Origin of the sequence: Tardiphaga sp. P9-11 (assembly GCF_008329525.1) — a bacterium.
Lineage (GTDB): Bacteria > Pseudomonadota > Alphaproteobacteria > Rhizobiales > Xanthobacteraceae > Tardiphaga.
Window position 1 is genome coordinate 1 of the sequence record NZ_NPKQ01000002.1, and the last position, 13,678, is coordinate 13,678.

Consider the following 13,678-nt stretch of genomic DNA (forward strand, 5'->3'; position numbering starts at 1 on the left):
TCCACGATCAGCATCTCCGACCACCTGCTCTGTTACGAAGCAGGCAGCGCAACAGGCCAATGGTAGGGGGTCAATTTTGGACGCCGATCCCCCGGCTTACGGGGTCAATATTGCAGGCCGAATGACAACCGTCATGGTCATCGTGGTGCCGAAGGGGAGTACCGTTGAAAGCCAGCTCACATGGCTGTTTGGAATCGGGACAGATTCCGAAGGTGACTTTTTCGCGAAAGACGAAGTTGACGACTCTGAGCTTGATTTTGCCGCGCGTTATATTCTCGACGAGCTAGGCATCGAGGCTGAAGAGCCCGATGCTGACAAGCTCGATGCCATCCTCGACAAGCACAAGAAAAAATTTCCCACCACCCTTGAGTTCGCCAAGCTGGCCCGTGACAGTCTGAAAGATATCAACGCGAAGGATGATGCCGACCTCGTTCTGATGGCTTGGCTGGAACGGGAAGAACTGCTTTTCCGCAGGCTTGAGCGACACATCGTATCCGACCGTTTGAAGACGGGTTTCATGAATGAGGAGATCGCGGATGTTGACGGCTTTATCTCGTTCTCCCTGAGTGTGCAGAACCGTCGAAAGTCACGCGCCGGTCACTCGCTTGAGCACCACGTCAACGCTCTGCTGACAGCCCGCGGCATCAAGTTTGAGCGGCAGGTTGTCACCGAGGGTAAAAGCAAGCCCGACTTCCTGTTTCCCGGGCAGGCCGAATACCACGATGCCAAGTTCAAGATCGAGAAGCTCACAATGCTTGGGTCGAAGTCCACGCTCAAGGACAGGTGGCGCCAGGTTCTGGACGAAGCAGACCGCATCACTCACAAACACCTGCTCACACTGGAGCCCGGCATTTCGGAGAGCCAGACCGACGCCATGAAACATCGCAACCTGCAGCTCATCGTGCCGAAGTCGATTCACGGTACCTTCAAAGAAGCGCAGCAGAAGTGGCTCATGGACGTGGGCCAGTTCATAAAATTGATCGAAGAACGCCAGACGCTATGAAGTATGTCCTCCTCACTGGTGCCGGCTTTAGCCGAAATTGGGGCGGATGGCTGGCCGAGGAAGTCTTCGAATATCTGATAGGGCAAGAAGAAGTCGGACCGCGCCTAAAGGGCAGGCTTTGGGCTCACCGCGACCGGCGCGAAGGGTTCGAAGATGTCTTGGCCTCCCTTCAGTGGGAAGCGGAACGACCTCACTCCTACGATGCCGAAGAAGATCTACGAAATCTCACCGGATGTCTGCAGCGTATGTTTGCGGAGATGAACGATGCCCTCGACCGGCAACAATTCAACCCAAACAGCTTTGATCTCTCAATATCTGTCACTACTCTTCTGTCGAAGTTCGACGCGATCTTCACGCTGAACCAGGACACTCTGCTGGAGGCGCATTACCTTGGCGATGCAATCGGCGGCAAGTTTACGTCGTGCTATCGACCGGGATATGAGGCTCACGATGAAGGAGTATCGATCGGAGGTCTGATCAGACCACTTTTTCGACCAGCTCAACCGCCTTACTCGTTGGTGCCAAACCTGCAGCCGTATTTCAAATTGCACGGATCTTCCGACCTCATCCAGGAGAGGTTGATTACAATGATCATGGGCACGGGCAAATCGGATGCTATTCAGAAAACGCCGCTTCTGAAATGGTCGATGGAACAGTTTGAGCAACAGCTCCTTACACCGTTCACGCGATTGATGGTTATCGGCTACAGCTTCCTGGACGACCACATCAACAAGATCATTCTCGCCGCCGCCAAGACAGGTTTGCAGATCTACATCATCGATTTTCAAGGCGTGAATGTCATAGACCAGCGCGGAACGGATAACGGCAGCACCTATATGCTGTACGACGAGCTTCGGAACAGCCTTATCGGAGCATCACGAAGGCCTCTTCTCACGACATTCAGTGGAAATGACAAAACCGAGTTCGACAAGATCCAGAAATTCTTCCGGCCTTCCCTTCCCTATATTATGGCGAACCAACCGAAATAGATTGGGTCCGCCGGATATTTGACGAGTTGGGTGCCAGACACCGCCGTTGTTTTGGCGCCAGTACCAGCAACCAAGGCGTTCCTGGATATCGAGATAGGCGCAGACAGCCTTGAGCACCTGCCCTTCAGGCGTTGGCACTCACGGCGGCTTCACTTGGTTTTCCGACAGAGCAAAGGGGAAGCTTGCGCGTGCCGTGCTCCAGGAGACGGCTCACCGATGTAAGAAGGCTCACGGGTATTCGCAAAGGGACCGTCGGCTCGTCATAGCGGCGTGGTCGACCAACACCCCGACAGCGCGCACCACGTTTGACAGTTTCGTTTTGCATTGCGAAATCGTGAGGCAGTTCGCACCAAGCGTCAACGATCGTCGCTTCAGGTCAGGAAAAAATCCACTTGATGGCTTCCTTGATAGCAACAACACCGATCGATAATGATGTCGGTGCAAGCCACTTCCAAGACGCAGTCGTTTTCTTTGGTGTCTTGCCGAGATAGGCATCGATCGCTTCTTTTATAGTGTTGAACCCCAAATGCTGATGGCTAGACAGAACTGCCATCGAGGTTCCCGTCACGACGCCTTTTTCGAATTTGAAAAAAACGATACAGGGCGTTTTCGACGTCCCCTCAAAACCAAGTTTTTTTGTGAATTTATTATTGAAGGTTGCCAGGGAGCGCTTCTTCCCCTCATCGAAGAAGAAAACACTCAGTTCTTTACCTGTCAGTCTGTCCAATGAGATCATCACTTCTGGATCTAAGACGAGATTCTTAAATTCCTTCTGCTCGAAATTATAAAATAGGAACGCGAAGGCGCGCGCCCGTCCTTCGTCGAGATGGGACTTTAAGATCTGATCAAATCTGTTGAGAAAATCCGGAAGTTCATAACCGATGCTACGTCCTTCGTTCTGTTCAAAAATTGGGACCATCGCACGCATCCAATGTCTCCGAAATAAAATTTCGCGCAGGCGATGACACTATAGCATGGCTTGATTTCTCGCGATGCAATATCATCTAGGACGGCGGTCAGCAAACCCGGTGGCCAGCTTATTCCCTTCGCGAGCCGACGATCCTCATCGTGATAGAAACTCGTCTGAGTAATGATAGTCACGGACGTGCAGGTCTTCCCGGTGGCGGATTACGCAAGCGCGCGAATTTCTGCCTCAAGCAGCTGGCGCCGGCTATCCTTTGCGGCGTTGAAGACCGCCATTATCTGTGGGTACGCCTCAGTTTGAGCGTTCAGCGGAAGTGCTTTGAAATCTGAAACGACTTTACTTATGCATGCCCTTCATTGGAGGCAGACTAGGTGTTGTGACTTGTTATTCAATAGATTTTGGTAGGCACTACGGTTCACCACGCAGCTTCGCTCCCAATGAGAAACCTACGAGGCCGTCTAAGTGCCCGAGCTCCATTCCCAGACCATCGATGACATCATCAAAATATGCACAACGCAGCGCATCCTCTCTGCCTTCGTATGGGATACTCTGCTCCAGAGCCCAGTCCTTCGAATTAAACGGTGCAATAATTCTAACAAAAGTTTCGTAGACGATCCGCCAATGCCGAGCTCTCGAATTTTCTTTCCCTGAAAACAACGAAGTGCCGAAGTCGAGAAGTTTCATCCTCATCATTGTGCCGTAATCCCCATCCTCGTCGTAAACCATCACGTTACCGGGATGCGCATCTCCATGATAAAGCGACGAGGTCGTGGTGCTTTGAATTGCATGAATGTATCCCCGGGCTAACATCCATCGGGTATGCAAGTCATCTGAATCCTTAAGCGTCTCTGCAAGTGTCCTACCGGTTATTTTCTCCATCGAAGAATAGAGGTATTGGCCCGCCGTCTCGGCGTCGTATATCATTACTACGTGACGTGGATCAGAAGCTGCTAGCTTTTGTGCCTCCGCTATACCCTGAGTCACTTTGTCTCTGGTGTCCGTACCCCCGAGTTTCAACCAAACCTTGATCGCGCGAGGCTGATTTAAGACCAGATGGTGAGCGTCAAAGACGACGCCATTCGCTCCTTTACCGAGGATGCCCCGGATTACGAAGCGATCAACAGTCTGCTTTCCTAGATGGAGAGTACCGTTCTCCACGAAAACGTCCTTCGTGATCTTTACCTTAAATGCCATTATGCACGCCGATCGATGAGAAAGGCGTTCGGCTTCAGCTTCAGCTCTTTCATTTCCTGACGCATCCAAGTTGGCGTCGATCCCCTGCCAGACCAGGTAAGACTTTTGTTTTTCTTGCTTCGATGAGTGGGCGCCGGCTTCGCTCGCGTCTTTTTCTCGGCCGCAATTACGCTGCGATATTCGCGCTCAAGCATGGCAAGGTGTTGCTTAAGGGCTTTGAGATACCCTTTCTGCATCGCGTCGAGGCAGTATTTCATATTGTTCACGCCGAGGCCCATGAAGGCCTGGATGACCTTCTGACCGGCTTCGGCTTCTTTCGGCGGCGTACCGTGCGGACGTTTATTCATGTGGCCCTTTAAGCGACCCAATAAGCTTAAAGGGGGGGGGTGCCAGAATTCAAGAGCTGTGAGAGCTTGGCTTCGCCTGCTAGGCATTTGAGCAGTCCCGCCGTTGTTTGCACTTTGTCGGGCTGCTCGTTGTTGTTGCTTATAATCCTATTTTTGCTTGACGCCACAGATGGTTGGCGCATGATTCTCCTGCAATCAACGGAGAATCCACATATGAAAACTGACCGTCCTACTCTTGAAGTGCCCCCCGAAACTAGGCCAGCCAGCGCTGGAAATTTCCGGGGTTAGGCTCATACCGGCGGGGGCGCCGATAGGACAGTCTCTGTCATCGCCGCCATTGCCAATGACCGATGTCCCGACTAATTGAGGACCCTGCATGCCAGACAGAATTCCCGCTGGCGATAGGCGGCCAGCAGAGGACGACAGGCGGCCTAGTGCTGCATGTCGGCTAGTTCGTCCACCAAAACACGAACATTCTCGCTGTAGTCCACCGGCACCACCACGAGGTGGAGGCCACCGGCCGCAAAGGCCTTCTCCAGTGTCGGCGCCAGACCGCCTGCCTCGGTCACGCGATGACCCTGGGCACCGTAGGACTGCGCGTAGGCGACGAAATCCGGATTGCCGAAAGTCATCCCCGCATCGGCGAAGCCGTCGACGGCCTGCTTCCACGGTTTTCGGGCGCCAAGCCGAAGAATACCGAGCGAAGGGAGAAGCCCTCATCCAGAAGACCGACAAGATGTCGTGCGAAAGCTGGAACGAGCAGACGCGGGCCGACCGCGAACCAATCGATCCCTCGCCGACGGTTGAGGCTGTGAACGGCGGTTTAGCCCGCTGCTTTGCAAATCAGGTCGGCGACCGCGTTGGGTTTGGCCAGCATTGCGACATGACTGGCATCGGCGTGTGCGACAGTGGCGTTCATCCGCGTTGCCATTTTTTCTTGGTCACCGCGGGGTATAGCCCTGTCCTGATCGCCGACGAGATACCAGGACGACTTAGTCCTCCAAGCCGCTTCGGCCACGACCCCGCCGAGCGCAGCACCGCTGATTGGACCTTGGGTCGCGAATAGCAGTGATTTTTCCGCCGTTGTCAGGTCCTGTGCAAAGACATCGAATATCCCAGCCTCGGACAGCTTCAGAAAGCCTGCAGCATCAGGGCGAATTTCGGGATTCAACGGCGCTGATTCAAATTGTGCAAACAACGAGCCGGCCGACTCTCCTGCATCCGGCGCAAAGCCATCGATGTAAACAAGCGCCGCGACCTTCGCGTGGTTACCGGCCTGTGTCACTACCGAACCACCGTAGCTGTGGCCAACCAACACAACCGGGCCGTCTTCCAACTCGATGGCTCGGCACACCGCGGCGACGTCTGCCTCATAGGAATTGAGTGGTAACTGCACGGCGGTCACATTCAACCCTTCAGCCGCAAGCAGAGGAATGACTTTCGACCAGCTTGAGGCATCAGCCCAAGCACCATGAACCAGAACGATATTCGAGATGTTACTCATCAGATTTTCCTCCGGTTTCTGCCCGTCGGAATGAACGACCAGATAGTAGATGCGCGCACCACGTGACGTAGCAATGGAATGCTTCCCAGATCACGTCGAAGGAGATTGCCCTTCCGAGTCCGCTCGATCATTTTCTTGTTGGACATGGACAACAATCTCTAGAGCGATGCTGAAGCCATACGGAATGGCGGATTAGGCCTTTGCGAAGAACCGCTCGCTGATTTCAATGGCGGTTTGGTTGGCCGCACCGACCTGCTCGATCAATTCTGCCGCCCTGCTGCCTCTGATGCCGGCGATGGTCGGCTTGCCGTCCCGCACAAAGGTGTAAAAGCCTTTGACCAGGTAGGCGCCAAGCGCGTCGATGTGCTTTTCTTGGGCGCTCAACATTTTTTGAAACCGCTTGGCAGCGAAGAAATGCCGCGCCGACCGCGCACTATCGAAAGCGGCTTCAACGACGGCCAGATTGAGCCGGTCGGCGCCGACGAAATGCCCCACATCGGGCGATGGCGGCGCAGGGTTGGCATTGTCGTAAGCTTGCGGCAGGTGCAGCTTCCATTTGCGGACCGCATCATCTCCGACCAGCTCGGCGCTGATGTCCGTCAGCCACGCATCGGCGCCTGGTCCAGGCTTGCGGTTCATATAGACGTGCACGCGGTGCAGTCGATCCGGTCCGTTGCGCACTCCGTCTTCTTCCCTATCGACAAAGGTGGTCGATCCATTGGGCAGGTAGTAAGCTACGGCCTCGCTGAACAGGTTGAATTCGTCGCCATAAAGTATCGTCCCTGCCTTGGCGAAGGCGGCTTGATCATCCTGGTTGGCAAATCCCAACTCTGCCGACCCGTCAAGGACGGCCTCAATCCGGTGGACACCATCGGCTATGGGCCAGAGATTGGCGGTGTGGTCGCGGTCGAAATGCTGCTGGACATAGAAGCCAAGGCCTGGAAGCCGTGAGCAAAGTGTCGAATGGACGTCGCGCCAGTAATTGGCGAAAAGCGCTGCCGGCAGGCCATCCCGGCGGCGGACCGAGGCGTAGACATTGTGGCGCACCGTTTTGTCGCGATCCGAATAATCAGTCGACATGATTGTCTCCTTCGACGAAGTGAGGGGATTCAGGCGGCGGCCTGACGCAATAGCGGAGTCGGATCGAAATAGGCCACGCGTAGACGGACGGCTTTGCCATCCCGCACATCCCAATGCTCGGAAATGATGATTGCGGTATCCGTGCCCTGCACACCGATCTCGATCAGGGCGACGACATGCTCGTCTTCGGCTGTGAGGCTGAGATACGTCATGTTGGCGAAATCCAGGGCCTCCGCGACCCGCGGGAGCAGATCGATATATTGCTGCTTATCAAAGGTGCCGCCCCAAGGGAGCTGCGGAGGGACGAACAGTTCGAAGTCTTCGGACAGGCTGCCTGCGAAGCCCGTGATCTCGCCACGGGCGCCGCCGTCGTAAAACGTTTTGACTAATGCACGTGCACGCTCGGTTGAATTGGGATCCGTCATGGCGAGCCTTTGAGTTGAACGATGAGATGGAGCTTAAATCGCGGATGTGAACTTCAAGGGCTACTGGCCTATCTGCTGCATGGCCGCGGCCCAGTTCTCCACATGGTAGGCACTGGCAAGCTTGCCGTTGCGGACGGTGAACATGTCGATCGAGATTGTCCGGAAGCTCTTTCCGGTCGGCCTCACGCCGAAGAGGGGTTGCACGGGCGTGCCCGACGCCTCCCCCCGCACCACGATGCGGTTGCCTGATGTCCAGATATCTTTGATGGTCCAGTGCAGATCGGGGATGATCGTGCCGAACACCTTGAACTGACCGGCTAACTCTTCTCGCCCAAGGCAGTCCTGGTTTGTCGAGCAGGACCGATAATCAGCGTTGGCGGCGCTTGCCAACAACGCGGAGACGTCTTTCTTCAGTGGCTCATTAAGCGCGTCGTAAAGCGGCGCCACGATCGCTCGGGCTTGCTGCGGCGTTAGCGATTGGGCATGGGCCGAAGCACCAAACGCAGAGGCAAGGAGCAGTGTCGCGGCGCCAAGGGCGAGCATCGTCATAGCGTGATCTTTCGTTCGTATGGGGAGCGAAAACGTGACGGCGGACGCGGGCGTTGTCCGCCGCCGGGTTGCCCGGAGGGGATTTAGCGGGCAGCCTTTTCGATCAGCGCTGCGACATCCGCCGGGTGCGAGATGTATGCAACATGGCTCGACGCGACTTCGACCACATGCGCGTTCGACCGCTTGTACATGAAGCGCTGAAGTTCGGGATTGATTGAACGGTCTTTTGTAGCGACCATTGCGAAGCTGGGTTTGGACTTCCAAGCCGGCGACGTCACCGGTGTGCCAGCCGCCTTGCCTGCTAGGAATACCTGCGACTTGCTCATGAGATCGGCCTGCGCGGCCGGAACATCGGCTGCGAAATCGGCATGAAACAGTGCCTGATTCAGATATAGGAAGCCATCGGACGTCTGCTGTATCGCCTTGGACGCAGGCGGCATCTTTGCACCCAGCGAACCTAGGCTCTCGCCGGCGTCCGGCTGGAAGGCCGCGATATAGACGAGACTTTTCACATGCGTATTGTTGCCGGCTTCCGTGATGATGACGCCACCGTAACTGTGCCCCACCAAAACGGCCGGCCCGTCGAGAGTATTTAGGACGCGGTTGGCGGCGGCAACGTCGTCTTCCAGCGAGGTTTCCGGCGGCTGCACGATGAATGTCTTGTAGCCATCCTTTTCAAGGATGGCTTTCACCGCGGCCCATCCCGATCCATCAGCAAAAGCGCCATGAACGAGCACGATATTCTTGGTGATGTCGGCGGGTGCCGCACTGGCGGGGAAAGCGGCGCCCGACATCAGAGAAAGTGCGATCGCGGCAAGGCGTTGCGAGGTCTTGGTCATTGTAGTCTCCTTGACTGTTGAAATTGTGTAAGCGGCGACATGGTGCTGCTGGTTATCTCATGATGATCCGTCTTCACGTTCCAACGCCGCCGCAAACTCGTTGCGGCTACGAAATGAACATGAAATCGCGGAAGTCGATGGAGACCAGTAGCGGCTCCAGCACCTTCTTCATCGCCTCGTCATAGGCATAGATGCGCCGAGTCATCGGCATCATTAGGCCCTGGTAATCTTGGTAATCCGTCGTGTAGTTCGCACCCGTGGCGCCGCCCAGGATATCGACCGTGTAGTCGTGTCGGCGCATAAGGCCGTCTGGCCCAAAATGGGTGATCTGCGTCTTGGTGTGGCTGACGATGTGATCAGGAAATGTCACACGCAGACGCCGCCACTGCTCGCCGTTCTCGTACCAGGGCTCGATCTCTTCGCTCTCAAATCCTGGATAAGTGTAGAGAAACGGCGATGTGAGATAGGTCCATAGAGCTTCGCTGGCAAAAAACGCTGCGTGAAACTTATCCCACGGCATCTCGCGTTCTTGGTTCGCAAAAGCGGCTTCTGGATGCTCGCGGGCTTCCACGATTTTGCCCGTCAGCGTCTCGAGAGTCTGGCGGTCCGGGACAAACACGGACCGCAAGTTTGGCTTGAAGTAAGGAGTGATGGAGAGCTTCTCATAGTGAGTCTGCAGCTCAAACTTCTTATCAGTCAGCAGCCCTGGACAATGCTTAATCTCCCAGATGGCGCCGGCAATTGAGAGGTCAACGCGAAGCGTCTGGAATTCATTCCAGCGCTTCAGTCCTCCGTGCGCCTCCAATGCAAAGTCCAACAGGTCGCTCATTGGGGGAACTTTCCGAATGATGTGCTCGACAACGGCTTCTGTCGTCTCGGAGAGCAGTAGAGACCGGATTGCGGTGATAAGCTTGAACAAAGCCAGTGCACTTTGCATAAATCCGCCCAATACGCTCTCATGCGTAAAGCAGCTAAATATCGGGATAAACTCGCTCGTCCTCCAGCAGAATAATACGAGCGCTCAGTGATCTTGTATTTTGAAGCCGACTGCTGTCAGCATCAGTATCCGGAGATGTTCGTGCGAACTGTGTCGAGGCCAATCGCGCCGTTAGCCTACGAATCCCGTAGTTCTTTTGACCCCACCAGCGGAGGAAGTTCGGTCGGTAAAGATGGGCGCCGGCGCCTAGTGGGCGTAGTGAAAGGCGGAGTGCCTTCGCCAGGTTCCCGGGCTTTTTCCCTCGTGCTTTGAAAACACACGTGTGAAATGACTCTGATCCACGAATCCGCATGCTAAACCGATTTCGGCCAATGACAGTCCCTTGGCAATCATCAGCAGTTCCTTGGCTTTCTGAACTCGGCGTTTGATCAACCATTCATGCGGTGCCGTCCCTACGGTACGGCGAAAGGCTCGAGCGAAGTGGCTCGCTGAGATCCCGCATTCGCTCGCGAGCTCCGAAATTGACGGATTCATGCCTGACTGTTGCTCGACGAACTCGTAAATCCTGCGGAGTTGCCATGGACTCAGACCGCCTTTGACGGTGAGTCGATCACTCGTAGCTCCCCCGTACGTCCCTGCGACATGCGCGTGGAATGCAAGCGCAAGGTAATCCGTGAGCAGAGTTGGTGCGTACTGTCCGCGAGAGATTACCGATGCCATGGTCTGAGCGAGCTGATACAGGATGGGATCATGGCCGGACAGCGAGGATAGCGACAAGCCTTGCACCAGCGGCAATTCCTTTTCATAGGCTGCCTCCGTCAACCGCCGTGTGGAAATGTATAAACGCATGATGTTGAACGGTGTATTTATCGCGTTTTTTGAACTTTTGGAGAGGTCCAAAAGGTAAACGTCGCCTGGCTTCGCCTTCACGTCTACGATGCCATGCTGTCCACCGGTCTTCGAGCTTGTCGCCAGGATGTCGAGAGGAACCAAGAAGACAAAGGCAGGTTCTGGAACGACTACGACTTCGCTACGTGGCGATGCTCCCAACAGGTGACTCATGGAAATCGGCGATCCTGACTTATTGTCTGCCAGTATCGTTGGCGCCGCTTCTACGCCCCACCGCTCGCTGATTATCGATTGCTTGAAAGCTCTCATCGCGAAGTCTTCAATAGCAGCGGTAGCGTGCTCACAATGGCACAGCGCGCAATTCTAGATCGGGCTATGAAAATTGCATTGGACCAGTCATGGGTATGTGTAGTCACTATGAAGTACCTTTCGGATAAAACCGGTGACGCGCGGCCGCCGCGCGCCGAGGCACCTACGATGCCGTCTTGCCGCCGTTGACGTTGATAATCTGGCCAGTGATGAAGCTCGCGTTGTCGGATGCCAAGAAAACGATTGCGTCGGCGATTTCGCCGACCTTGCCGACCCGCTTAAGTGGGACGCCAGCGATCATTCCGGCCAGACGTTCTTCTGACCCCGTGATGCGCTGAAGCATCTCGGTCTCGACCGGACCCGGCGCGACTGCGTTGATGCGGACTCCCACAGCCGCGGCCTCAAGGGCCCCCACTTTGGTCAGCCCCTCCACCGCGTGTTTGCTCGCCGTATACAGGGAAGCGTTCGGGGCACCCCGCTGGCCCATGGTGGAGGACAAGTTGACGATGCTCCCGCTCTTCTGCGCCAGCATCACCCGCATCTCGTGCTTCATGCTGAGCAGGACGCCGAGAACGTTGGTGTCGAATGTCGCCGCGTACGTCTCCTTGGTCTGCTCGACCAGTGGACTGAACTTGCCTTCGGTGCCTGCGTTGTTGACCGCGACGTCCAGACGCCCGAACCGCGCTACGGTCGCGTCAATCAGATTCTTGACGTCCTCTTCGAAGCGGACGTCGGCTTGGATGAATTCTGCCTGCGCGCCAATCAAGCGCAACGCTCCGGCGAGCTCGTCTCCCTCGGGTTTGCGTCGGCCAGACACGACTACCTTCGCGCCGAGACGTCCGAACTCGAGCGCCGCGGCCCGTCCGATTCCGGTCAGCGCGCCAGTTATCAGAACGATCTTGTTCTTCATGATTATATCCCGTGATTACCGAGGCCACATCTCGGCGTCGGTATATCCACGAGATACTCTCGGTAACCAGCCGGATTAACGGGCCGATATTCCAATGAGTTCGGACAGCCTCGTCCGCAATCGCCGGAGTTTATGGGCGTCCGGGTATACGTATGCTGTGGATCACGATCGCTGGCTCATCGTTCCACAAGCCAGGGCCTACGTCGCCGCCGGATCCGTCAGAATCGACTACGCGATACCCCAAACCGTTTCGGGAACTCGGGTGCCGTGAGCCGCCGCGCTTCCTCCACCGATGAACACCAGCTCTCGGTTAGTCGCGAGGATGTGCACATGTGGAACGCTTTTGAGGATATCCGTTACGAATTTGTCATTGCCACTCCCTCTCCATCATTGCTCAAAATGAAGCCGCGTCGAAGGCGCGCCGGGACGCGGCGGAAAGTTTCCGTGCATCGACGCGCGAGCCTGATGTATTCGATGTCTCGAAGAGATCGAACAGACCATGGAGCCAAACCGCGTCGTCGAAGGACGGGGCAACGTGGGTGCCTTGGGCCACGTCGATCGCGTGGGCTGCATAGAGGTTGGCAAGTTCGAGGACCGCCGAAGGGAGGTCGGACTGGGGGAGCCAGTTGTATTTGCCGGGGACCTGCAAGACTTGCAGCGGCAGGGCGTCACCATGGGCGCCGGATACGACGTAATCGTCGCCGACATCCCCAAAGGCCGAATTGTTCACGATCTTCAGATCGCCCTGATCTCCCGTGATGTCGATCTGGACACCGGAACCATTGCGTTTGCCGCCCTCAATGTGGACGACCAACACCGCCGACCGACCGATTCGCGCCGAAAGCACCAACTGGTCGGGCGTCGTGGTCGCGATCGTCTCGCCTGTTTCAATGATCGTCACGATTTCGAACTGGTTCACCATAAGAGCGTCCAGTTGTTTCGGCCGACCAACGGAAAAGAACAACATGTCGAGAAAGTGACCCGCATAGATCGCGATCACACTTGAGAAATTCTCAGGCGCCGCTGTCCAGCGAAGCGACTGAGACCGGAGCGCCTGAAAGTAATTCATGCTGACGTGCATGCGGACCGACCGCAATTCCCCGATATATCCATCGGCGATAAGGTCCCGGACGAATCTGTTATGGGGTGCTAACCTTCGCTGGAGGCCGACCACCGCCCGAACGCCTGCTTCGCGAGCCAGATGCAGAAGCTCCCGAGCAACTAATGCGCTCGTCGTCAGCGGCCACTCGCAATACACATCCTTTCCTGCAGCGATGACGGCCCGCACTGTGTCCGCATGCTGCGGAGCGGTATTGAGCACGCAGACCATGTCCACCTCCGGAAGAGCAATCAGTTCGGCTTCATTGTCCATCACGCGCGAAATTCCGTGGGCGACCGCAGCCTTCTCCGCAGCATGTCGGCGCCGTGCCTGGACGGCGACCACCTCATAGTCCGGCAAAAGACTCAGAACACGGAGGTGACCGTGGTTCGCCCAATTGCCCGCGCCGATGATCCCAACCCGGATGTTCGAACCGCTCTTTCGGTCAGGCTCAGTCATTGTCATCACGGTTTCCTTTACACTAAAAATTGGCGTCGTCTCGTTCCGTACATCAGTTAAACGCAAATCTGCGCCGCCGATAATTGGTGCAGGAATCTGGATTATGAGGACGTCATCGTCCGGAATCCGCACCGCACTACTGACGCTTCGACCGCGAGGCCGCCGTAGGCCGCCCCTCCCTTGGAATGCATCCGACGATCCGGAATGACCTCACGTCAAAATGCGCCAGCTTCTCGCACGGCCAGATCTCCTGCGGCAGC

At 56.0% G+C, this 13,678-nt stretch carries 14 protein-coding genes and 1 pseudogene; 2 read left to right on the plus strand and 13 right to left on the minus strand.

Translation table 11 applies throughout. The features are described from left to right. Together CIW50_RS06285 and CIW50_RS06290 are read left to right on the plus strand one after the other, a co-directional pair. Positions 1 to 1,003, plus strand: a 1,003-nt coding sequence (locus CIW50_RS06285) for a type II restriction endonuclease (protein WP_207105014.1), incomplete at its 5' end; no start/stop codon positions are given. After that, entirely contained in the window at positions 1,000 to 1,992 is a 993-nt protein-coding gene (locus CIW50_RS06290) for an SIR2 family protein (protein WP_149530447.1), read from the plus strand. The genes CIW50_RS06285 and CIW50_RS06290, both read left to right, overlap by 4 nt. Positions 1,993 to 2,368: 376 nt before the next feature. Here the strand turns inward: CIW50_RS06290 and CIW50_RS06295 are convergent, their stop codons facing one another. The 13 genes and pseudogenes from CIW50_RS06295 to CIW50_RS06355 all read right to left on the minus strand — a co-directional run bounded on the left by CIW50_RS06295 (position 2,369) and on the right by CIW50_RS06355 (position 13,424). Then, positions 2,369 to 2,920, minus strand: coding sequence for a hypothetical protein (locus CIW50_RS06295; protein ID WP_149530448.1), 552 nt, complete (start codon positions 2,918 to 2,920; stop codon positions 2,369 to 2,371). 405 nt (positions 2,921 to 3,325) lie between these two features. Beyond that, positions 3,326 to 4,111 (minus strand): protein kinase domain-containing protein, encoded by a 786-nt coding sequence (locus tag CIW50_RS06300; protein ID WP_149530449.1) that lies wholly within the window; start codon positions 4,109 to 4,111, stop codon positions 3,326 to 3,328. Beyond that, positions 4,111 to 4,458, minus strand: a complete 348-nt coding sequence (locus CIW50_RS06305) for an H-NS family nucleoid-associated regulatory protein (protein WP_172980242.1) — start codon at positions 4,456 to 4,458, stop codon at positions 4,111 to 4,113. The genes CIW50_RS06300 and CIW50_RS06305 overlap by 1 nt, the downstream gene beginning before the upstream one ends. A gap of 431 nt (positions 4,459 to 4,889) precedes the next feature. Next, positions 4,890 to 5,126, minus strand: a pseudogene (locus CIW50_RS06310) (thiamine pyrophosphate-dependent enzyme); the annotation flags it as partial. A gap of 155 nt (positions 5,127 to 5,281) precedes the next feature. Then, entirely contained in the window at positions 5,282 to 5,962 is a 681-nt protein-coding gene (locus CIW50_RS06315; RefSeq protein ID WP_149530452.1) for an alpha/beta fold hydrolase, read from the minus strand. A gap of 192 nt (positions 5,963 to 6,154) precedes the next feature. Continuing rightward, complete coding sequence (locus CIW50_RS06320; RefSeq protein WP_149530453.1) at positions 6,155 to 7,042, minus strand: hypothetical protein; 888 nt, start codon at positions 7,040 to 7,042, stop codon at positions 6,155 to 6,157. A 29-nt stretch (positions 7,043 to 7,071) separates the two neighbouring features. Further along, positions 7,072 to 7,467: a nuclear transport factor 2 family protein gene (locus CIW50_RS06325; RefSeq protein ID WP_149530454.1), complete on the minus strand. Its 396-nt coding sequence runs from the start codon at positions 7,465 to 7,467 to the stop codon at positions 7,072 to 7,074. 60 nt (positions 7,468 to 7,527) lie between these two features. Continuing rightward, complete coding sequence (locus CIW50_RS06330) at positions 7,528 to 8,016, minus strand: ester cyclase (protein WP_149530455.1); 489 nt, start codon at positions 8,014 to 8,016, stop codon at positions 7,528 to 7,530. A gap of 83 nt (positions 8,017 to 8,099) precedes the next feature. Beyond that, positions 8,100 to 8,855: an alpha/beta fold hydrolase gene (locus CIW50_RS06335; RefSeq protein ID WP_149530456.1), complete on the minus strand. Its 756-nt coding sequence runs from the start codon at positions 8,853 to 8,855 to the stop codon at positions 8,100 to 8,102. Positions 8,856 to 8,961: 106 nt separating this feature from the next. Beyond that, complete coding sequence (locus tag CIW50_RS06340) at positions 8,962 to 9,684, minus strand: hypothetical protein (protein WP_149530457.1); 723 nt, start codon at positions 9,682 to 9,684, stop codon at positions 8,962 to 8,964. Between the two features lie 354 nt (positions 9,685 to 10,038). Continuing rightward, positions 10,039 to 10,950: a helix-turn-helix domain-containing protein gene (locus CIW50_RS06345; RefSeq protein ID WP_149530458.1), complete on the minus strand. Its 912-nt coding sequence runs from the start codon at positions 10,948 to 10,950 to the stop codon at positions 10,039 to 10,041. 163 nt (positions 10,951 to 11,113) lie between these two features. Continuing rightward, positions 11,114 to 11,860 carry an SDR family NAD(P)-dependent oxidoreductase gene (locus CIW50_RS06350; RefSeq protein WP_149530459.1) on the minus strand — a complete coding sequence of 249 codons (747 nt, stop codon included), beginning with the start codon at positions 11,858 to 11,860 and terminating at the stop codon, positions 11,114 to 11,116. Positions 11,861 to 12,254: 394 nt separating this feature from the next. After that, positions 12,255 to 13,424 (minus strand): Gfo/Idh/MocA family oxidoreductase, encoded by a 1,170-nt coding sequence (locus tag CIW50_RS06355; protein ID WP_197738352.1) that lies wholly within the window; start codon positions 13,422 to 13,424, stop codon positions 12,255 to 12,257. Positions 13,425 to 13,678: the final 254 nt, after the last annotated feature.